This is a genomic window from Nostoc sp. XA010, assembly GCF_020829625.1.
Classification (GTDB): Bacteria; Cyanobacteriota; Cyanobacteriia; order Cyanobacteriales; family Nostocaceae; genus Nostoc.
On the sequence record NZ_JAIVFX010000029.1, the window covers coordinates 1 to 21,796 of the forward strand.

The 21,796-nt window shown below is 42.1% G+C and carries 11 protein-coding genes; 3 read left to right on the forward strand and 8 right to left on the reverse strand.

Features of this window, described 5'->3' with window-relative positions; translation table 11 throughout:
* Positions 1–154: 154 nt before the first annotated feature.
* The 3 genes from LC608_RS27905 to ldpA form a co-directional block, all read right to left on the reverse strand.
* Positions 155–790: a hypothetical protein gene (locus tag LC608_RS27905; RefSeq protein ID WP_229556729.1), complete on the reverse strand. Its 636-nt coding sequence runs from the start codon at positions 788–790 to the stop codon at positions 155–157.
* Between the two features lie 56 nt (positions 791–846).
* Positions 847–2,580: a R3H domain-containing nucleic acid-binding protein gene (locus LC608_RS27910; RefSeq protein WP_229556730.1), complete on the reverse strand. Its 1,734-nt coding sequence runs from the start codon at positions 2,578–2,580 to the stop codon at positions 847–849.
* Between the two features lie 96 nt (positions 2,581–2,676).
* Positions 2,677–3,831, reverse strand: a complete 1,155-nt coding sequence (gene ldpA / locus LC608_RS27915; RefSeq protein WP_229556679.1) for a circadian clock protein LdpA — start codon at positions 3,829–3,831, stop codon at positions 2,677–2,679.
* A gap of 126 nt (positions 3,832–3,957) precedes the next feature.
* Between ldpA and LC608_RS27920 the strand changes: the two genes are divergently transcribed.
* Both LC608_RS27920 and LC608_RS27925 read left to right on the forward strand, forming a co-directional pair.
* A complete protein-coding gene (locus LC608_RS27920; protein WP_229556680.1) occupies positions 3,958–8,337 on the forward strand; it encodes a PAS domain S-box protein in 4,380 nt (1,459 codons plus the stop codon).
* Entirely contained in the window at positions 8,334–9,956 is a 1,623-nt protein-coding gene (locus LC608_RS27925; protein WP_229556681.1) for an ATP-binding protein, read from the forward strand. The genes LC608_RS27920 and LC608_RS27925 overlap by 4 nt, the downstream gene beginning before the upstream one ends.
* Positions 9,957–10,169: 213 nt before the next feature.
* On the opposite strand, the gene LC608_RS27930 is transcribed toward LC608_RS27925, so the two are convergent.
* From LC608_RS27930 to lepB, 5 genes are all read right to left on the reverse strand, one after another.
* Positions 10,170–11,480, reverse strand: a complete 1,311-nt coding sequence (locus tag LC608_RS27930; RefSeq protein ID WP_229556682.1) for a response regulator — start codon at positions 11,478–11,480, stop codon at positions 10,170–10,172.
* A gap of 336 nt (positions 11,481–11,816) precedes the next feature.
* The gene (locus tag LC608_RS27935) at positions 11,817–13,652 is read right to left on the reverse strand and encodes a GGDEF domain-containing response regulator (RefSeq protein WP_229556683.1); all 1,836 of its coding nucleotides are present in this window, start codon (positions 13,650–13,652) and stop codon (positions 11,817–11,819) included.
* Positions 13,649–17,266, reverse strand: coding sequence for an ATP-binding protein (locus LC608_RS27940; protein ID WP_229556684.1), 3,618 nt, complete (start codon positions 17,264–17,266; stop codon positions 13,649–13,651). Before LC608_RS27940 ends, LC608_RS27935 begins: the two co-directional genes overlap by 4 nt.
* A gap of 537 nt (positions 17,267–17,803) precedes the next feature.
* Positions 17,804–18,589, reverse strand: coding sequence for an MOSC domain-containing protein (locus tag LC608_RS27945; protein WP_229556731.1), 786 nt, complete (start codon positions 18,587–18,589; stop codon positions 17,804–17,806).
* 235 nt (positions 18,590–18,824) lie between these two features.
* Positions 18,825–19,466, reverse strand: a complete 642-nt coding sequence (gene lepB, locus LC608_RS27950) for a signal peptidase I (RefSeq protein WP_229556685.1) — start codon at positions 19,464–19,466, stop codon at positions 18,825–18,827.
* 404 nt (positions 19,467–19,870) lie between these two features.
* Between lepB and LC608_RS27955 the strand changes: the two genes are divergently transcribed.
* Entirely contained in the window at positions 19,871–21,244 is a 1,374-nt protein-coding gene (locus LC608_RS27955; RefSeq protein ID WP_229556686.1) for a dihydroorotase, read from the forward strand.
* Positions 21,245–21,796 lie beyond the last annotated feature (552 nt).

A 21,796-nucleotide genomic window follows, 5' to 3' on the forward strand; every position in this document is an offset into this window, starting at 1 on the left:
CTCCGTGGCTAGAAGAACCCAAATCGATCACTTAACTGAGTGCATCGACTCTCTTCGTCAAAATTGGGTGGACTTGTACGATAGCCTCAAAGAGAAAAAGTAAGTCCAATCATCTTGTTCGCGTAAACAATTCGCGAACACTATTTTCTTTGTTTTACCCTCTATTTCTCCTTAACCGAGCAGTATTGGATTGTGACCGAATCATCCACACTAAAATACCTAAGACTTGCTCTACTGGAGGAATTAAGTACTCAGTTAAATCAATAGTTACAGTGCTGTCCTCTAACTTGAGGAATGTCCACAGGTTGCCACTAGTAACGCTACCGTAGATAGTAGCAATAGGTTTTTCGTATTTGGCATTAAACCTTTGGGCGGCGATCATTTCTGCGATACACTGCCCCAAACCCCCTTTAAGATTTTCCTTTTTGGCTTCCACTATCACCACTGCTGGGGCTTCAATAAATAACTGTTCTGGTGAAAGGCTGATCAAAAAGTCGTAAAATCCTGCCAGTCCCACTTCTGGTTTAACATTAAATTCTTCTCCAGAAAAGAAACTGATTTGTCTGTTAAAAATTTTTCGGACTTCAAACAAAATTGGGCTGATAATCAATTCTAATCTAGCTTTCTCAGAACCCATTGCAATTGCTAGCTGGATACTTTCTGCTAAAAATTCAGCCAGCAGAGGACTAGGTGAGATTGGTTCTATAGAAGGTAAAAATCGCCCACCTTCTACTAAAGTAAGATTAAAGTCTTGTTTTACTTTTCTTAAAGAAAACTCTCTATAGGATATCAAGTGTCTCCTAGTGACATCCCCTCTCCGCAATGCGAAGAGGGGTTAGGGTGAGGTTACGCTGGATAAATCCGTAAGCGGCGATTTGGTTCTTCGCCAAAACTATGCGACTTGAGGCGATAATGTTCTACCAACTCATGTTGCATTTTGCGGACTTGGGAAGAACGCGGCAATAATTCGACTGGCTGTCCTTTAGGAATCACAATTTGCTCAACAGCAAGTCTGGCTTCTTCAAGAGCATCCATCTCATCATCGCTACCATTGTGCAAAAACAGTTGCAATTCTAGATCATCGGCCATCTCTGGGTCATCAATGTTCAGCAACCGTCGCAAGCCACGGGTAATTTGGGGAATGGTGCTGGACTTAATTACGTGGATGGGTACATGACGAGCTTTGGCCATTTGGCGTAATTTGGCGTGGTTTTTGACGTGCGATCGCAGCGCTAAAATTGCATCAGCAGTATCTATATCTTTTGTCAATACCACGGGCAAAGTTAGCACGCTAATTACCTGTTCTAGTTGATGGCGACTAACACCATAAGGGTAAACATGCAATGGCAAATCTTCACCATTGGGCCCTGGCTGCCTAGTAGTAGCATCCAAATCAATGCTTTCAGAATAATTGAAGGATTCATCCAGCAAACGATCAAATTCACTGCGTCCAGTTACCCGCTCTACAGGCAATTGCGGCAGTGCTACCATTTGTCCAGATGAACGCCAGCCATTAGCCTGTCGCGCCGATGGGAAAGATTCTTCCACTGTCGCTAGCTGTCCACCGCGACCATTGACAACAGCTAACTGCCTTGTAACAGCAATTTTACCTTGGTCATCAACGGTTCTTGTTTGTGGGGTAGGCTGACGCCCCCGCAGCAGATTATCTACTGTGTCAGCAACACTTTCGTGTACTGTCCAGCGTTGGCGCTCCAACATTTCCACAGCGATTTCAAAGGTAGGAGGGGCTTTCCGCTCCAAAACAGTTTTTTGAGAACCTCGCCGTCTGGCTTCATCGTCTCCCAGCGTCACAGCTTGGATACCCCCAACTAAATCAGCCAGGGTGGGGTTTTTAATCAGATTTTCGATCTGATTCCCGTGGGCAGTACCTACCAACTGTACACCCCGTTCCGCAATGGTACGAGCCGCTAAAGCTTCCAGTTCTGTGCCAATTTCATCAATGACAATGACTTCTGGCATGTGGTTTTCCACTGCCTCAATCATCACCTGATGCTGTTGATCTGGATGAGCCACTTGCATCCGCCGAGCGCGACCAATGGCAGGGTGAGCAACATCACCATCCCCTGCGATTTCGTTGGAGGTGTCAATAATCACTACTCGCTTATGCAGTTCATCCGCCAAAACACGGGCAATTTCCCGTAAGGCAGTAGTTTTGCCCACGCCTGGACGCCCCAGCATGAGAATCGATTTACCAGTTTCTACCAAATCGCGGATCATGCCAATGGTTCCGAATACCGCTCGACCAACGCGACAGGTCAAGCCAATAATCTTACCCGTGCGGTTGCGGATGGCGCTAATCCGATGCAAAGTTTGCTCAATTCCTGCTCGATTATCTCCGCCAAAGATTCCAACTCGTTGAATACAATCATCTATCTGTTCTTGAGTAACGGGTACTTCGCTCAGATACTCAGCTTGATTAGGAAACCGAGCCTCTGGGCGACGGCCCAAATCCAAGACCACTTCTACTAAACTATCTCGTTTGGGATGACTCTCTAGTACTTGTTGCAGGTCTTGGGGCAAAATGTCTAATAACTTTTGGAGATCGTCTGTAATCGTCATGCTTTCTATGGTGACGTTTTTAGAGATAGCGAGGACATTTGCGTGCAGGAGAACCCGCTCTGGGTAATTTCCCGAAACGAGCAATTAACGCTCCTGCTATGACTTGATCTGGGAAACGAGAGAATGGGCAAGTTTTACAGCTTGCCAAAGTAATACGTCATTTTCTTCGAGGCGAAGATTCGCTTGTACATTGGTGTTATTTACCTCCTTATTCTCTAACTGTTCGAGAATTGGTGACAGCAGTACGCGGGCGTAGCTACCGTAGGCGACCCCAGAAATAGATGGGGAGGATGAGGGGGATGAGGGGGATGAGGAGGTTGTTGCTCCCCCTGCTCCCTCATCTCCCCCTGCTCCCCCTGCTCTGTTCAGTAGTCCCATTGCCTTTAACTTAGCAACGGTATAGCTATTTGTGCCTCCTGCTAACTGCACATATCCCGGTAACTTAGCTGTCAAAACTTTTTGCCCTAATTTCACCGCAGCTATTGTGGTACCATCGCCAATATCACCACTCATGGCACGACCGTCGGTTTGCCAAATTAAGGCACTCTTGAGTGGGGCAATCAGGTCATATACTGCTCTTAGGTAGTCAATCATCCCTTCGCCATCGGGACAGCTGATAGCTAGTAGCTTTAGTTGATCGGCCCACGGTGAAATTGCCTGCCATAATTGCTCAAATTCTGTCAACCGCCCAACTTTTGTATGGATTTCTACGGCATCTACTCCCGTTGACATTACCAATGGCGCGATCGCTTGCGGCGTTGACATATAGGAAGTTGTATCAATTCTACCATAAGGACAAACTGGTATACAACGACCGCAGCCATAGCACTTTTCTGATATTACTCCCGAAAAGTTTTCTTTTACATTGTTAAACACGATTGCTTGTGCCGGACAAATCCGTTCACAGGGTCTAGGGCAATCTCTAGGACACTCAGTAGGATTAAATTCTGCTTTCCGAAAATGGGGGTCTTCTCCATCGTTCAGGCTTACCATCAAAAAGGGTGAGTTGCCTTTGTAGCCAAAGCCTCGCTTTTGGGCATCCGTAGCCAGAGATTTGGCTACAAGTAGCCCTGCTTGTGCTGCTGCAATCACTGCTGGATCAGCTGCAACATCTATGCAGTCAGCGCCCGCCAAAGTATAGGCTAACGTTAAACTTCTGACTGCCGGTAAATGCTGGAAGCTGGCTCCGCAGATCAGCTTGAACCAGTCACCTTGTTTGAGAGATTGTAAAGGGGCTAACAGATCAGTCACTATTCTATTATGCGTTTATGCGACTAAAAATAGTACTCCGCGATCAAGAAAAAGTCCGGATTTCTTGATTCAGGGCATTGGGTATGGGGCACTTGTACGTAGGTTAAAAGCTAGCAATTACAGCTAATGCAACAGCTAAAACAGCTACAGGAACAACAAAAGTTAATTGGAGCGATCGCTCTTGATATTCGCAAGTCCTTGAAGTTTCAAGACATCCTCGCTAAGAGTGTCAAAGAAGTCCGCCAGTTACTCAAGGCTGATCGCGTGTTGGTGTATCAATTTACTCATCAGATACAGGGTAAAGTTATAGCTGAGTCGGTTTTACCCCAATGGACACCAACATTAGGGTTTGAGATTGGACAAGAGGCAAGGGAGCTCTTAGCTGGGAGCAAGGGGGAAAGTTTCCCTTTTTCCCCCTGCGTCTTCATTGAAAATACCTGTTTTCAGCAAAGCCAAGGGGAAGAATACTACCAAGGAAAAATTTGGGCAGCAACGAACATTTACGAAGCGGCTTTAAGCGATCGCCATATTCAAATTTTGGAACAGTTTCAAGTCAAGGCGAATTTAGTTGTCCCCATTTTGTTAGATAACCAAGGGACTCCAGCAGTTGAATGGGGGCTATTCATCGTGCATCAATGTTCTGTCCCCCGCCAATGGCAAACATTTGAGGTAGAATTTCTCAACCAACTGACGGTACAACTAGCGATCGCTATCCAACAAGCCCAACTCCACGACAACCTGCAAACCCTCAAAGCTGAGTTAGAAGCCAAAGTAGAGGAACGCACTACTGCACTACAGGAAAGCGATCGCGGATTCCGTGCATTCAATAACACTTTCCAATTCACAGGACTGCTAACGCCAGATGGCATTTTATTAGAAGCAAACCAGACTGCGCTAAGTTTTGGCGGGCTTAAGCTTGAAGATGTGATTAATCGCCCTTTTTGGGAAGCACACTGGTGGACGATTTCACCTCAAATTCAAGAAAAATTAAAACAAGCGATCGCTCGTGCAGCTCAAGGGGAGTTTGTCCGCTATGAAGTTGATGTTCTCGGCGCAAATAACCGAGTAGCAACAATCGATTTTTCACTGCGTCCGTTGCAAAACGAAACGGGTCAAGTCGTTTTGTTGATTCTAGAAGGGCAAGATATCACCGAACGCAAAGCAACAGAACTCGCGTTGTCTGAGCCTGAAGTGATGTTGTACTTGATTGAAGATAATCTACCCAATGGCGCAGTTTATCGGGTGATCCGCGAATTGGATGGTAGCGATCGCTTTTCCTACCTGAGTGCGGGGATTGAAAAACTGATGGAAGTCAAGGCAGAAGATACACTCAGGGATTCATCTCTGCTTTATCGCCAGTTTCTCGCAGAGGATATCCCCCGGCTACAAGCAGCCGTTGCAGAGTCCTGCCTGAATCTGTCTGTGTTAGATATTCAACTGCGAATCCGAACGCCCAGTGGTAAACTCAAATGGTTTCATTTTCGTTCTACACCACGTCAGTTGAAAAATGGGCGTGTGGCTTGGGATGGACTGGTGGTAGATGTCACCGACCTCAAGCGCAGTGAAGAAATATTGCGTCAAAGTGAAGAACGTTGGCAATTAGCGATCGCAGGTACTGATGAAGGAATTTGGGATTGGGACATATCTACTAATCAAACCTTCCGGTCTGAGCGTTGGTTCACAATTTTAGGATATGAACCTAACGAATTTAGCGATCGCGATGATGAGTGGAGTATTCGCATTCATCCTGATGATTATACCAGAGTCATAGCTGCACAAAAAGCTTATTTGCTTGGGCAAGTTGCCGATTATAACCTTGAATATCGTCTGCGGTGCAAGGATGGCAGTTATCGCTGGGTGCGATCGCGGGCCAAAGCAATCTGGAATGAACAAGGAAATCCAGTTCGATTGGTCGGTTCACTTGGGGACATTAGCGAACGCAAACAAGCTGAGGAAAAACTCCAACAAAGTGAAGCGCAGCTAGCCACTACTCAACAGATCGCCCATGTAGGCAGTTGGGAATGGAACTTAGAAACGAAAAAGTGCTGCTGGTCAATAGAAACTTTTCGCATTTTTGGTCTAGATCCAACTCAAAGCGAACCCACCCAGGCAGAATTCCTCCAGATGCTTCATCCAGAGGATCGAGAACTGTTCCAGACCAATTTGGAACAGGCGATTGCCCAAAAAACCCCTTTCAATATTGAGTATCGAATTGTCCGACCCAATAGCTCAGTCCGCTACCTTGAGGGGAAAGCAGAGATAGCTTATAATCCTCAAGGGAATGCAGTTAAGTTATTTGGATCTATCCTAGATATTACACAACGAAAACAAACTGAATTAGAAATTATTCGTAGTCGTGACCTTCTAGAAGCTGTTTATAATGAATCTGCTGATGCGCTCTTTCTTGTGGATGTAGAAACTTTACAGACCACTGACTGTAACGATCAAGCAGTGAAGCTATTTGCAGCCTCTAGCAAAGCTGAACTCATTAATATTGAAGGTCACACTCTGCAAAAACAACAGTTCACCCCTGATCAGTTAACCTCCATAACCGAAGAAATGAACCAGCAAGGGTTTTGGAGTCGAGAAATGGAATATGTTACCAAGCAGGGCAATCCCTTTTGGGGAAACATAGCAGCCAAAAAAATCACAGTTGCCGGCAATGTGATGAACTTAGTACGAGTCACAGATATCACTGTGTTCAAGCGTATTGCAGAAGATCGCAAGCAAGCAGAAGCAGCCCTGCAAGAAAGTGAAGCCCGGTTCCAGGCATTTATGAACAATAGCCCCGTGCTAGCTTGGATCACTGATGCGGACGGGCGTGTACTTTACTCAAACCAAACATACCTGCGGACATTTAAATTACTACCCGAACAGGTGATTGGACAATCCATTTTTGATCTCTACCCAGATGAAATTGCTCGGCAGCATTTTGATCGCATTCAGACAGTTATACAGACAAATCAGGTAATTGAGGCAATCGAAGTTGCTTCCCGACCAGACGGCACCCTTGGAGAGTTCTTGGTATATAAGTTCCCGATTCTGGGATTGTCTGCACTAAAGCTAGTGGGTAGGGTGGCGATCGACATTACAGAACGGAAGATTTTAGAGCGAGAACTGGCTCACAAGCAAAAGTTATTGGATACTTTCATCAATAGCGCACCTGTTGGTATAACCATTCTGGATCAGGAACTGCGTTATTCATTGATTAATGAAGCATTAGCAGAAATTAATGGTATTCCCGCAGCCGCGCATATTGGCAAAACTCTGTGCGAGATTGTCCCTGATTTGGCACCAAGGCTCGAACCGATCTTTGAACATGTTTTAACCACGGGTGAAGCGATTCTGGATTTGGAAATCAGTGGAGAAACTCCAAAACTCCCCGGTGTAATCAGGACTTGGCTAGCTTCCTACTTTCCGATTCAGTCTGAAGCTGATCAACCCATTAGCATGGGCATTGTCGTAGTTGAAATCAGCGATCGCAAACGCGCTGAACAAATGTTAGAACTGCAAGCAGTAATTACCCGTAATATGGCAGAGGGAATTTGCCTAGTTCGTGCCACAGATGGCGTATTTGTCTACGCTAATCCTAAATTCGAGCAGATGTTTGGCTATGCATCTGGTGAATTAATTGGTCAGCATGTATCGATTATCAACTACGGTGACGAACATAATACACCTGAAGAAGTTAACCAGGCAATTAGGACTGCTGTCTTGCAACATGGTGAGGCAAACTATGAAGTTTATAAGGTTAAAAAAGATGGCACTCCCTTCTGGTGTAGGGCGAACGCTTCCATTTTTGAGCATCCTGAGTATGGAAGTGTCGTTGTGGCTATCCAACAAGATATCACTGAGCATAAGCAAACGCAGGAAAAAATTAAAGCCTCTTTGAGAGAAAAGGAGGTATTACTCAAAGAAATTCACCATCGTGTTAAAAACAATTTAGGAATTGTCAGCAGTTTGCTGCAAATGCAGTGCAGACGTACACAAGATCCTCTGGTGACAGCTATTCTGCGCGATAGCCAAAACCGCATTGCCTCCATTGCCTTGGTTCATGAAAAGTTATACCGCTCTGAAGACCTCGCTGATATTGATTTCGCTCAATACATCCCAGATTTAACAACTCATTTATTTGATTCTTATAACGTCAGTTCTAGCCAGATTCAACTGAATATTCAAGTTGATAATGCTAGCCTTGACATCGAAACCGCCATTCCCTGTGGCTTGATTATCAATGAACTGGTTTCCAATGCTTTGAAATACGCTTTTGTTGGTAATCGTAGAGGGGAAATTGAGGTTAAGTTTTATCAAGAATCCGAGTCTACTTTGACACTCATTATTCGAGATAATGGTGTTGGTTTACCTAAAAATTTTGATAGCAAGAAAGCTAAAACACTCGGTATAACTCTTATCCAGGGTTTAGTCAAGCAACTAAGAGGAAAGCTCGAAATTGACTCTCGCCAGGGAACACAGTTCAAAATTACTTTTACAAACAGCCAGGCATGAACACAATTGGTATCCCATCAAATCTACATACCAAGGAGACAGTTAGAATCCTTGTTGTTGAAGATGAATATATTCTTGCAATTAATTTGCAAGAAAGTTTAGAGTCTCTGGGATACACTGTTTTAGATATAGCCGATTCTGCACAAGGGGCAATTGTAAAAGCAACCGAATTGCGCCCAAACCTAATTTTAATGGATATCAGATTACGGGGTGAAATAGACGGTATCCAGGCAGCAGAGCAAATTTGGCATAATTTGCAAATTCCTGCTATTTATGTCACAGGGCACTCCGACAAAAGCACTGTAGATCGGGCAACACTGACATCCTCCTTTGGATATATTCTCAAACCGATCAAGGAGCAAGAACTCTACGTTGCCATTCAAACAGCACTAAATCGTTACGATCGCGAGCAATTTTTGAGTTCTATCCTTCGAGAAATGGGAGACGGAGTGATTGTAGTCGATCTTCAGTTAACCATCAAGTACCTAAATCAGGTAGCTGAAGCATTGACAGGGTGGCGATGGAATGAAGCCAAGGGAAGAATGTTAACCGAGGTGTTCAAGCTTGTTGATGAACAAACTCAGATCCCCGCTCAAAATCCAATTATCGCAGCCCTGCAACAAAAAACTACTATCTATCTAGACAATCGCATCTTACTAGTTGCCAGAGACGGCACAACTATACCAGTAGCTGATAGCGCTACTCCTCTAAGAAATAATAATGGTGTAATTACAGGAGCCGTAGTAGTTTTTCGGGATGACACGCAACGAAGGCTAACTGAAGAACACAATCTCGCAACTGAACGTGCCCAACAACTACGAATTCAAGCGGCAGAACTTCAACGGCTGAACCAATTGAAAGAGGATTTTCTCGCAACCACTTCTCATGAAATGCGAACGCCCTTGTCAAACATCAAAATGACAATCTCCGCCCTAGAAAATCTTCTTGATCGGCAGGGTATCTTAAATTCAAACGCACTTTCGCCATCTGAATCTGTAGCCCGCTACTTAACTATCCTGCGTGAACAATGCGAACAAGAACTAGATTTAATAGACAATTTACTGTATATGCGAATGATTGATGCAGATGTCTATCCGTTGGAATTAACTTTAATTCAACTCCAAACTTGGCTGCCTCACGTTGCCGAGTATTTTGGGGAACGGGCTGGAGTTAGGCAACAGACTTTCCAAGTTAGTGTTCCTCCAAATTTACCACCTTTAGTTACAGACTTGGCTAGCTTGACTGAAATTGTCTCAGAGTTACTCAACAATGCTTGTAAATTTACTCCTCCTCATGAACAGATTATGGTAAATGTTCAGGTAATCGACACCACAAAAAGTCTAATAAATGAGGATGCTAAATCTGGTGTATTAGATAATCTTCAATCCTATTTTCAAATCACAATTAGCAATTCTGGGGTGATAATTCCTCAAAAAGAACAATCTCGAATCTTTGAGCCGTTTTACCGAATTCCTCAAAGCGATCGCTGGCAACATAGCGGTACAGGATTAGGTTTAGCATTAGTGAAGAAGTTAGTAGAATATCTCCAAGGCACAATTGAAGTTACGAGTTCTCAGGGCTGGACAACGTTCACAGTTCAACTGCCGTTAACCGTGTGACCTTTGGCAGGGGGCAGGGGGAGAACTACATACATAAATGTAGGGCTACTGAACTAAGGACGCATTATTTCACACGAACAGCACGTCTCGAAATAAATATTTAACCAAAGAGCATAAATAAATTTATTTGCTCTGAAACCCTCTATTGCTAGGAAATTCCAGAATCTTTCTCCTCTGCCCCTTGTCCTCTTCATTGGCCAAGTTCGCTGTTGCCTAAGGTTCTTGTTGCTCGATGGGAATTTCGATTGCAAACTCTGCTCCTTGCCCAACAGAAGAAGTGCAGGTAATATTTCCTCGGTGTTTTTGGACGATAATTTGATAGCTAATTGATAATCCTAGCCCACTACCTTTGCCCACAGGTTTTGTGGTAAAAAATGGGTTAAATAAACGCGATCGCAACGACTCTTCGATACCAGGGCCATTATCTGCGATCGCAATTTTGACCATATTCAATGTTACTTCTGTGTGAATCCGAATTTGGGGAGTAGGGAGTAGGGAGTAGGGATTACAAGATAGATACCCACTCCCTACTCCCTCTTCTATTGCATCAATAGCATTATTCAACAGATGCATAAATACTTGGTTTAATTCACTCGCATAACAAGTGATTAGAGGCAAGTTACCATAATCTTTCACTACAGCAATTGCGGGACGGTCTGCTGTTTCTCTGAGTCTATGTTGTAACATCACCAAAGTATTTTCAATGTCTTCATGGATATTTACCTGCTTCATCTCTGCTTCATCATGCCGAGAAAAGTGTTGTAGCGCTAGTACAATTTCCTGAATGCGATCAGATCCTCTATACATTGCACCCATCAGGTTTTGCAGATCCTTAATCATAAAATTCAAGTCTATATCTTTGGCTATTTGCTGAATTTTTGGTGTAGCTTTGGGATATTCCTGTTGATAAGCCTCAATCAGATTCACTAGGTCTTTTACATATTGACCAACATATTGGAGATTCCCATAAATAAAGCTGATAGGGTTATTAATCTCATGAGCAAGCCCAGCCACTAACTGTCCCAGCGCCACCATCTTTTCGTTCTGAATCTGTTGAACTTGAGAGGCTTTCAAGTCGTTAAGAGCCTGTTGGAGTAAAAAGTTTTTTTCTTGCAGTTTAACTTGAAGCAAACGTAAATTAATCTGATTTTCAATTCGCAACACAACCTCTGCCCCATGAAAAGGTTTTGCAATATAATCTACACCACCAACATCAAAGGCTTTTACTTTATCTACAACATCATCCAGGGCGCTAATAAAAATTACTGGGACTTCAGAAGTTTTCTCATCAGCTTTCAACTGTTGACAAACTTGATAGCCATCCATGTCGGGCATATTGATATCCAGTAAAATCACATCTGGCAAAACCATTTGGCACGCAGTCAGTGCCATTTTACCGTTTAAGGCTTTGCGAACTTCAAAACCTTGCGTAGTCAACATCGCTGATAAAAGCCGCAAATTATCTGGGGTATCATCGACCACTAAAATATTTCTTTTATGATGATTAATTTGATTTAAATTCATTATGTATAAAAAACTATGTTTGTAATAGTTGAAAATAGTAAATACTTATTTGAAATAGCACTGAGTTTTTTTTATCAATTTCACTGGAATACTGGTATTTCTAGTCTAAATTCCACAGTGATTGAGAGTTTTACAGGCTACCACAGCTATAGTACTCCTAAATAATTCGTTGGCGTTAGCCTGCGGCAACCGTGCTACGCCTCTACGATAATTTTCACAACTCAAATAGGATTGTATTAGTCAATTAGGAACTTTGCGAATTTGATAGCGTGCTTACAGCAGTATATTATCTAGCCGAGCGTCAAGAATTAAATTTTTATAGGTGTTATTTGATAGCTACCATTGAGGTGATACGGCAAGTAATTTAATAACCAATTGTTGTTCTATGGGTTTAGAAAATAGATATCCTTGAGCAAAATTACAATTTAAACTTCTCAATTGGGCTAGCTGTTCTTGTGTTTCGACACCTTCAGCGATCGCACTCATCCCCATTGAGTTGGCAATACCAATCATTGCTGGTACTAGTCCCATATTCTCTTTATTTTCCTGCATACGTTTAACGAAAGATTTATCAATTTTGAGGGCATTAAAAGGAAAATTGTGTAGGTAACTCAAAGAGGAATATCCTGTACCAAAATCATCCATAATCAACTTGATTTTGCGCTGCTTTAGTTGTTGAAGAATTATTTCAATTGCATTAGTATTTTCCATAATTACACTTTCTGTAATTTCTAATTCTAAGTATGCAGGATTTATTTTATTTTCATAAATTATTCGGTCAATTTGTTCTACTAAATTAGGCTGTAAAAATAACCGTGCGCTCAAATTGACACTCATAGTTAGAGGTTCTGGTGTCACTGGATAATGTTGCCAGATGCTCAGTTGATGACAAGCTGACTGTAATACCCAAGTATTGATGGCATTAATCAAACCTGTTTCTTCTGCCACAGGAATAAATTCTATGGGAGAAACCAGACCGCGAATCGGATGTTGCCAGCGTACCAAGGCTTCAAATCCAGAAATTCTGCCTGTAACTAGGGAAACAATTGGCTGATAGTAAACGAGGAATTCTTGTCTTTCAACAGCCCTTCGCAGATCATTTTCTAACTCTAAAAGGTGAATAGCTTCTTGATGCATTGCTGGATTGAAAACGTGATATTTGGCTCTTCCTTGAGCCTTAGCCCGATACATTGCTGTATCAGCATCCCGCAGCAAATACTCTGGGTGTTCGTAATCTTTATTACCCCAACTAATCCCAATACTGGCATTCATGAATACTTCATATCTGGACAGCTTAAAAGCGAGTGATAGCTGTTGCAGAATCTGTTCGGCAACTTGAATTGCCATATTGATATCTGTGATATTTTCTAGGAGAATTCCAAATTCGTCACCGCCCAATCGTGCTAGAGTATGAGTAGGTATCAGACATGCTTGCAGGCGGTAAGCGATCGCTATCAGCAATTCATCTCCCACTAGATGTCCAAGGGAATCATTGATAACTTTGAAGCGATCGCAGTCCAAAAAAAGGATTGCAAACTGATAACTAGATTGTTCCTTGGCTCGATTTAAAGCATTTTTTAGTCGCCTAATAAACAAAACTCGGTTTGGTAATCCAGTTAGGGAATCATGCAGCGCCATGTCTAGCAGTTGACTTTGCAATTTCTGGCGAGAATTGATTTCTCCTTGGAGCTTTTGCAGAGTTTTTTCTAGCTCCCCAGTTCGCTGTTTTACTCGATCTTCCAATTCAACATTTAGCTTCAATATTTCTAATCGCGCTGACCTCAATGCCAGTTGATTTTGCACGCGCACTAAAACTTCTTGGAACTCAAAAGGTTTGGTGATGTAGTCTACACCACCAACCTTAAAGGCTTTCACTTTGTCAAAAACATCATCTAAAGCGCTAATAAAAATCACCGGAATATCGGCTGTTAGCTCACAAGCTTTTAAGGTCTGACAAACTTCATAGCCATCTACTTCTGGCATCATAATATCAAGTAGAATCAAATCCGGTAATACTGTTTGAGTTGCTGTCAGTGCCATTTGCCAATTCAAGGCTTTACGAACGTTATACCCTTCCCTTGTCAATATGGAGGATAAAACCCGGAGGTTATCCGCCATATCATCAACGATCAAAATATCTTTTTTATTAGGGTCTAAATGCTCGTAATTCATTCTACGTTTGTTTTAGTCAATTCCATGATTTTCTCAAACTGGTAGTTATTCGCTAAATCCCTGATAACATTAAAAACTTGACTATTATCTGATGGAATTTGCTTGAGTAACTCTAAAATCATTTCATCGCTACAGCTAGCTGCGGCATAGTAAATCTGTTGAAGCCACTCAGGTGACATTTGTGATAAACGGCTCAGGAGTTCGGTAACACTGATAAATATCTGTGTAGGTTGATCGACAACTGTTGTGTTTGTGGTTTCTACTTGGTTGGTATACTTTACACCCAAATGTTGGCTCAGTTTTTCCAATAATACTTCTTGTCTGAATGGCTTGCGAATAAAATCATCACAGCCAATAGATAAAATTTTCTGGCGTTCTTCTTCAAAGGCGCTAGCAGTTAGGGCAATAACGATCGTGTGTGTATTGGAGTAACTCTGCTCTGCCCCAGATAAGTCCGAAGGGGGAGCCAGGGCTGTTGGCGATCGCTTTGTGGACGCATCATTTGCATCATTTTCCATGACACCAGTTGCTTCTAGGGTGGGAGACGCTGCGCCTAGCTGGCTTTTGAATAGGGGTACAACTTTGAGTTCGGACTCGCCGGAATCGGGGAATCCTCCTGCAAGGTACTGGCTCCCCGATGAAAGCAGCTGTTCCGAGTTTGGGAACCTCCGTAATCCATTGACTACCCCATACTCTCTTTGTTTACCTTTAATTATTCTTGTGGCTTCGTAACCGTCCATGACTGGCATTCGCATATCCATAAAAATTAAGTGTGGTTGCCAAGATTCCCAATTAGCAACTGCTTCACTACCATCTGTAGCTTCTCTGACTTCAAAGCCAACAGATGTAAGAATTTTAACTAGCAACAATCGGCTTTCTTTGGAGTCGTCAACTACTAAGATGCGGTATGCTTTCTCAGTCGGTGCTAAAGCTAGAATTTGGTATTTAATTTGGTTTATTGGGATTTCTCTGGGGCAAGCTAGAGCAATCTCAATATTAAAGACAAATCTACTACCGACACCCGGTATACTGTTGACAGTGATATCTCCTCCCATCAGTTGCACGTATTTCCGGCTAATCGCCAAACCCAGTCCCGTCCCTTGTTGGGATTTTCTGCCGATTTCGGTTTGCTCAAAAGCTTCAAACAACAAGTCCATTTCTTGTGGGGCAATACCGCAGCCAGTATCTTGTATCTCGAACAAGAGATGAGGGGGATGAAGAATTTGCTCCCTCATCTCCCCTTGCTCGCCAGTTTCCCAGCCCCCAGCCCCTAGTCTCACCCTTAGTGTCACCCTCCCACTATTAGTAAATTTAATGGCATTCCCCAAGAGGTTAAGCAAGACTTGACACAGTTTAATTTCGTCCGTTTCTATGTATTTAGGAATGTTTTGTGCATATTCAAACACTAGTTCTAAATTTTTAGATGCAGCACCTGCGTGTTGCATCTTTTCTAACTTATTCAATACATGAATTAAGTCAAAGCTGCTGCTATTTAATGTGATTCTGCCAGCTTCGATTTTGGACATTTCTAGAATGTCGTTAATTAAGTTGAGTAGATGTTCGCCAGCCCGATTAATAATTGCTAAATTTTCTTGATGTTCGCCAGACAGGGAATAATCTCGGCTCATGACTTGGCTAAAACCGAGAATGGCATTGAGTGGGGTACGCAGTTCGTGGCTCATATTAGCAAGGAATTCGCTTTTGGCGAGGTTAGCGGCGGTGCTTCGCGCCGCTTCACGAATGGCTGCTTGTTGTTCTTGTGCGGCAATTTTTTGCGATTGAATTAGTTCTTGTTGGGTGATTTGCAGTTGCTCGATAGCTTGCTGGAACTGTTCAGTACGTTTTTTTACTTGAGTCTCTAAGGTGCGATTGTATTCTGCTAATAAGTTTTCTGCTTGTTTGCGTTGGGTAATATCAAAAAATGTAGCGATCGCAAAAGCAAGATTTTCTGATTCATCATAAATTGGCTTTCCCAAAACTTCAATGGGAATACTCTTGTCAAAATGGCGAATTTCCATATCATCGATCCTGGCGCTTTCCCCAAGCAATGCTCTCAATATCGGCAGGCGATCGCTGGGGTAAAGTTGATCTGTCCCAGCAAGGTAAGCTTGATATACCTCTGACAATTTTTCGCTGCTAACTTTTGCGATCGCTCCTTGACCAAGAATTTGCTGCCCAATTTTATTTGTATAATAAGGTTCACCTTCAGCATCTATAATAAATACACCTATTGGCATAGCTTCTAAAAATTGAGTTAGCCGACTCTGACTCTGAGATAGCGCCTCATTTAAGACTTGCATCTGAGCATTCTTTGCTTCTAAAGTATTGAACGATACTTGGAGTTGCTTTGCCATAGTTTCAAATGACTTGGCTAGTTCTCCCAGTTCATCAGAACGCTGAATTTCTGGTATTTGCTCCCATTCACCTTTAGCAATTTTCTTCGCTGATGTATTTAATTCTAAAATCGGCTTAATTACCCAGCGACTAGTCAAAATCCCAATTCTTGTAGCGACTAAAAAAGCAATTATGCACAGCAAAATAGTGATGTGGGTGTTAGCGTTAATTTGCTTCATAAATTCGCCTTCGGGAATCACCGCTACTATTAGCCAATCTAAACCTAGTTCATCCCTCCAGTTTTTTACCTGCACAAAATAACGCATTCCATCGGCGGTAAAACTTAGCTGTTGCTTCTCTCCAACAAACTTAAGACTGCCAAAGCGTTTGATCAAAGACTGTGTTGTGAGTCTAATTAAAGAATTTTGACTATCTAATGCTGATAGACGTTTTCCTTTACCATTAATAATGGTATATGGTGGCTCGCTAGTCGAAGAAGCCACTATTAACCCAGAACGCTCTAAAATAAAAGTTTTACCCGAATCATTAATCTTTGAAGTGGTTAAAAAATTGCCGATTTGTGATAAAAGCAAATCAACACTAATCACCCCAACAAATTTGCGATTTTTATCGTAAACAGGATAGCTGGAAGATATGGATATAATTTCTGGTTTATCTTCCCATTGATAAATTTGACTCCAAACTCGTTTACCTGATTTGACTGGATCTGTATACCAAGCTTCTAGGCGAGGATCGTAATTTTTAACTTCCTGTAAATGGCGGCGATTTCCTTGGTTGTCTGTAGGGTAAACATAAAGTTTGCCGAGGCCATGCTTTTCGCTAACTTCATTAATTAAGACCTTGCCATTATCTAAACGTTCAACACCGATAAATTCACCTTTGGAATTGGCAAAGCTGTTATAGCCAACATTGAAAACCTGCATTTGTTTCCAAAAGTAATTGCCGGTGGTTTGAAAATCCGAAAGATTGAGCAAACCTAGCTCAATCGCATCTAAGTTGATTTGATTAATTTGCTTCGGGGTTGTTAAATAGCTATCAAGATGCTGTTCAATGCGATCGCAGATTTCATTTTCTAATTGAGTAGCAAGCTCCGTTACCGCTTTTTGACCGTTTTGATACGAAAGATAGCCCACAAGTCCCACCGCGCCACAAATTTGCAATATAAAGGGCACAATTAGAACATACCTCAGGGGCATATTGGCATAAAGTTTGCCAACTAAGCGATTAATAGATTTGATGGGCTGAACTTTGGATAACATTGTTGTTTATTCTTCCCCAGCATATTAGGGGTATTTTTGCCATATCAGCTACATTTAACATCAGGATAATTACGGCTTATTATGCATTTACTATGACATCTTTTTAAATGTAGAGTATAAAAAACTACAAAACTTTTTTCTTCTACTTTTTTGACTAGCTAAATTCCTCCAAGGTCTAATTTTCAGACTTAGCAACGCCGATAGCGAGTCTTGCCTGCGGCACAGTGAGCGAACGAGCGTCAATAACCCGTCGTAGATATTGCACCTGAATTAACTCAGTTTTATCCGATTTTCTCGGATGAAATGAAATTTAACCGATAAGCTACAGTATGCCATTGTAAAATTCAGGTCGTCATTAGTACCCAATCCAAAATTTAATTTTTAATTGCTGATGTCTTAATTTTCTGGACTGAAAACCCTTGGACTTATATAAAAATTAAGTACAACAATTTTAAAATTTTCATATAAATACAGAGTAAAAATAAAAAAACCTAAAAAAATTTACTAAATATTTTTTATTTTAAATAAATGTTAATTTTATTGTGGAAATATGTCAACCTCATCGCCGATTTGTAAAATTTTTCCGGCTGACGATGGAGCTAATTGGGTATTGACACTCAATCTGTAAAAGTGATTAAAAGGCGATGAAGCAACCCAATTTGGTAGAGTTGCTTGTCGCTGGGTTGCAAAGATTTTTTGAAAGTTTGGGTAAGCTTTTCCTAAATAAGAATCGCGTGTTGGGACTATACAACGCTGACATGGATTAACCCCAAAAAAATCTACATCTCCCACTCGAAAGGAGACTAAATCACCTTGTTCACTAAATAGCCGATCTTCCCAAAATGCTGGTACACCATCAATCTCGATGTTGGCACGCATCCGACGGCGTATTTCATCTACACTTAAACCGGGAAACCAAGAAGCTACTTCTGCCAATGTTGCTGTACTAATTACCGTTGGTCCAGGTGAGTATGTATCGTCAGGAAAACCCATCAGAGAATTTTGCCTTAATGTGACAGCAAACTCAAAAAAATCACTCATAGTTGCTTCTAATGCTGGCCGTTCCTCATCCAAATGAAAAATTTGTTGTGAGTCGCCGCCTGGGATGTGCAACGAGATAGTTCTATTTAAGAGTGCAAATTGCGCTCTTAATACATTGATTTTAGCATGACGTTTGCCATTAACAAATCTATCCTGTTCGTCAAAAATGGCAAACTCGCGGTCATGCTGTAGTGCGCCACTGGCAAGAACTCTAGCGTTTTCAACTTCAACACCATCCAGTGACTTAACCGGATACAGTAAAATCTTGGCTAGGTAAGGCATCATAGCATTGAGAGGCAGGGGGCAGGGGGCAGGGGGCAGGGGGCAGGGGAAGAATTTCTAACTCTTGATTAATGACTAATGACTAATGACCAATGACTAATGACCAATGACTAATGACCAATGACTAATGACCAATGACTAATGACCAATGATTAATGACTCCCCTGGTTTTCCGAACAAATAAGCACTCGCGTTACTTGTTCAACCAGGGGAGCGTCAATAATAATATTGTTAATTATGGATATATTGGCGATTTATCTATTCCTCCAACATGATTTAGAGGCCAGAAGCGAACTACAGCCCGTCCAATAATATTCTCGCGGGGGACGACACCCCAGCAACGACCATCGTAACTATTGTTACGATTATCACCTAGTACTAAATATGAATCAGTTGGTATAGTCTGGGGTTTCGCCAAAAAAGGTGGCTGTGGCCCTGATTGGCAAACATCAATAACTGTAGTCTGACCAGAACTAAGGTAATTGACTTCTGGGAGGGGTTTGTTATTGATATAGACTTTGCCATCCTTAAGTTGTACTTTTTCTCCAGGTAAGCCAATTACACGTTTAATGAAAGCATCTTGGTATTGTTCTTTTTGTAGCTCTTTTGTAGGCGAAAATACTACAATATCTCCCCGTTGCGGGTCAGCAAATTTATACTTCAACTTATCGACAATGATTTTATCTGCCTCCCACTGGTTTGGCGTACCATGCAGAGTCGGTTCCATCGATCCAGAAGGAATCCAGCGTGCTTCAGCAACAAAGGTACGAATTCCCAGAGCTAAAACAATGCTCAATACAATTGTTCTACCTAGCTCTGCGATCCAAGAATTATCGGGTTGTTGACTAGAGTTGTTATCAGACACTTTATTTTGCATGAAATTACTTAACGGAAGGAAAGATGTAGGTAATTAACTCGCCTAGTGACACTTTATCTGTTAATCTTAACGGGAAAATTTTAATTTCCTAGTCATGCTCCCATCTTGACTACCAATTTTAGATTGGGGATTTTAGATTTTGGATTAGGGTGTTTGTTTTGCATCATGACTCGCCTCTAGTGGACGAAACCAATGTAAAATACCCAAACCGTATTCTTTCTAGGCTACGGTCTAATCCAAAATCCAAGTTGCGCTGGAAGCGCACCTTTGGTGCGACCTAAAATCCAAAATTGATTGACGGGGTTCTTCATAAATTAAAAATAAACTTTTTTTTAACGCCCGGCAAAAATTGGTTACTCCGATCGCGAATAAGTTTAACCTAAAAGCATAATTCTCTGTAATACATGACTCCCAGTCTGAACAAAATTAACCCTACGTCATCTCCACAAATTTTACTGATTCGTCGCGCTCGCATAATTCTACCCAATGGTGAACTGATGATTGGGGATGTATTGACCCGCGATCGCCAAATAGTCGAAGTTGCACCAGAAATATCTCAAACGGCATTAGCCACTGAAATTGACGCAGAAGGATTAACTTTGTTGCCAGGAGTCATTGATCCGCAGATGCATTTCCGAGAACCTGGACTAGAACACAAGGAAGATTTATTCACCGCCAGTTGCGCCTGTGCTAAAGGGGGAGTCACTTCTTTTTTAGAAATGCCCAATACGCGCCCCCTGACAACGACACAGCAGGCTTTAGACGACAAGCTACAACGTGCCTCACAAAAGTCCTTGGTTAATTATGGCTTTTTTATTGGGGCAACAGCAGAGAATCTACCAGATTTGCTCTTAGCAAAGCCAACACCGGGAATTAAGATTTTCATGGGGTCGATGCATGGTCAGTTGTTGGTTGATGGCGAAACAGCACTTTCTGCGATATTTGCTAAAGGCGTTAGCGAAGCTCCTGCGAAGCAGGCTCGCTTGATTGCCGTTCATGCCGAAGACCAAGCTAGAATTAACCAACGCCGCCAAGAATTTGCTAATATCCACGATCCAGGCGTTCACTCGCAAATTCAAGATAATCAAGCGGCAATGCTAGCAACCCAACTGGCATTAAAACTTTCTCAAAAATATCAACGTCGTTTGCATATTCTGCACATGTCAACTGCTGAAGAAGCAGATTTGCTGCGTCAGGAGAAACCTAGTTGGGTAACAGCAGAAGTTACACCACAGCATTTGTTGTTGAATACCAGTGCTTACGAGAAGATTGGTACTTTAGCACAGATGAATCCACCTTTGCGATCGCCCCATGATAACGAAGTTCTCTGGCAAGCTTTGCGCGATGGCGTGATTGATTTCATTGCTACAGATCACGCGCCGCACACCTTAGAAGAAAAAGCTCAAGAATACCCCAACAGTCCTTCGGGAATGCCTGGGGTGGAAACTTCTCTAGCTTTGATGTTAACTGCGGCGATGGAGGGAAAGTGTACTGTTGCCCAAGTTGTTAACTGGATGTCAAAAAATGTAGCTGTGGCTTATGGTATTCCCAATAAAGGAGCGATCGCACCTGGTTATGATGCCGATTTAGTGCTTGTAGATTTAAACACATACCGTCCAGTCCGGCGCGAAGAACTGTTAACTAAATGCCGTTGGAGTCCTTTTGAAGGCTGGAACCTCACCGGCTGGGCTACAACCACCATTGTCGGTGGTGAAGTAGTTTATGACAAAGGTCAGGTAGATACAAAAGTGCGGGGTCAAGCTTTAACTTTCTTATAGGAAATATTTATTTAAGCTTATGTAGTAGACAAATAATTAGGCATCAAAGCCATACTTGAACTGGCAAGATTCTCATCTATTCCAAGTTAAGACTAGATCAATGCCGTTTGGTTAAAACTAAAAGACGACAATCCTTATTTTTTCCCTTTACCCTTTTAACCCAAAGGTATTGACTAGTCGCTGTATCAGAGATTGCAACTTGAAACCCTGAATTTATTTATAAGTGTTTCAAGTCAAAACTTCAATAACTACTTCCTTCTGGCGATCAGATTACCTATTTATTCTTTTTTCGCCGTTTGGCGTCCTTCTCTAACGAGACACTACGCGTTGGCGGTAGCCTGCGGCAAGGCTCTTCTCTACGAGACGCTCCGCGAATGCGTCTACGTAAAAAGAAACTTAGGTATTCTTGCATTTGGATAAAAGTAAACAAGCTGATTCCATAATACTTTTGACTTTCGAATGCGTGACTTCCGCCTTGCGGTACTAGTATTTCTACGATATTTATGTATAAATACTAGATATTTTATTTATTTAATTTATTTTGATATCAGT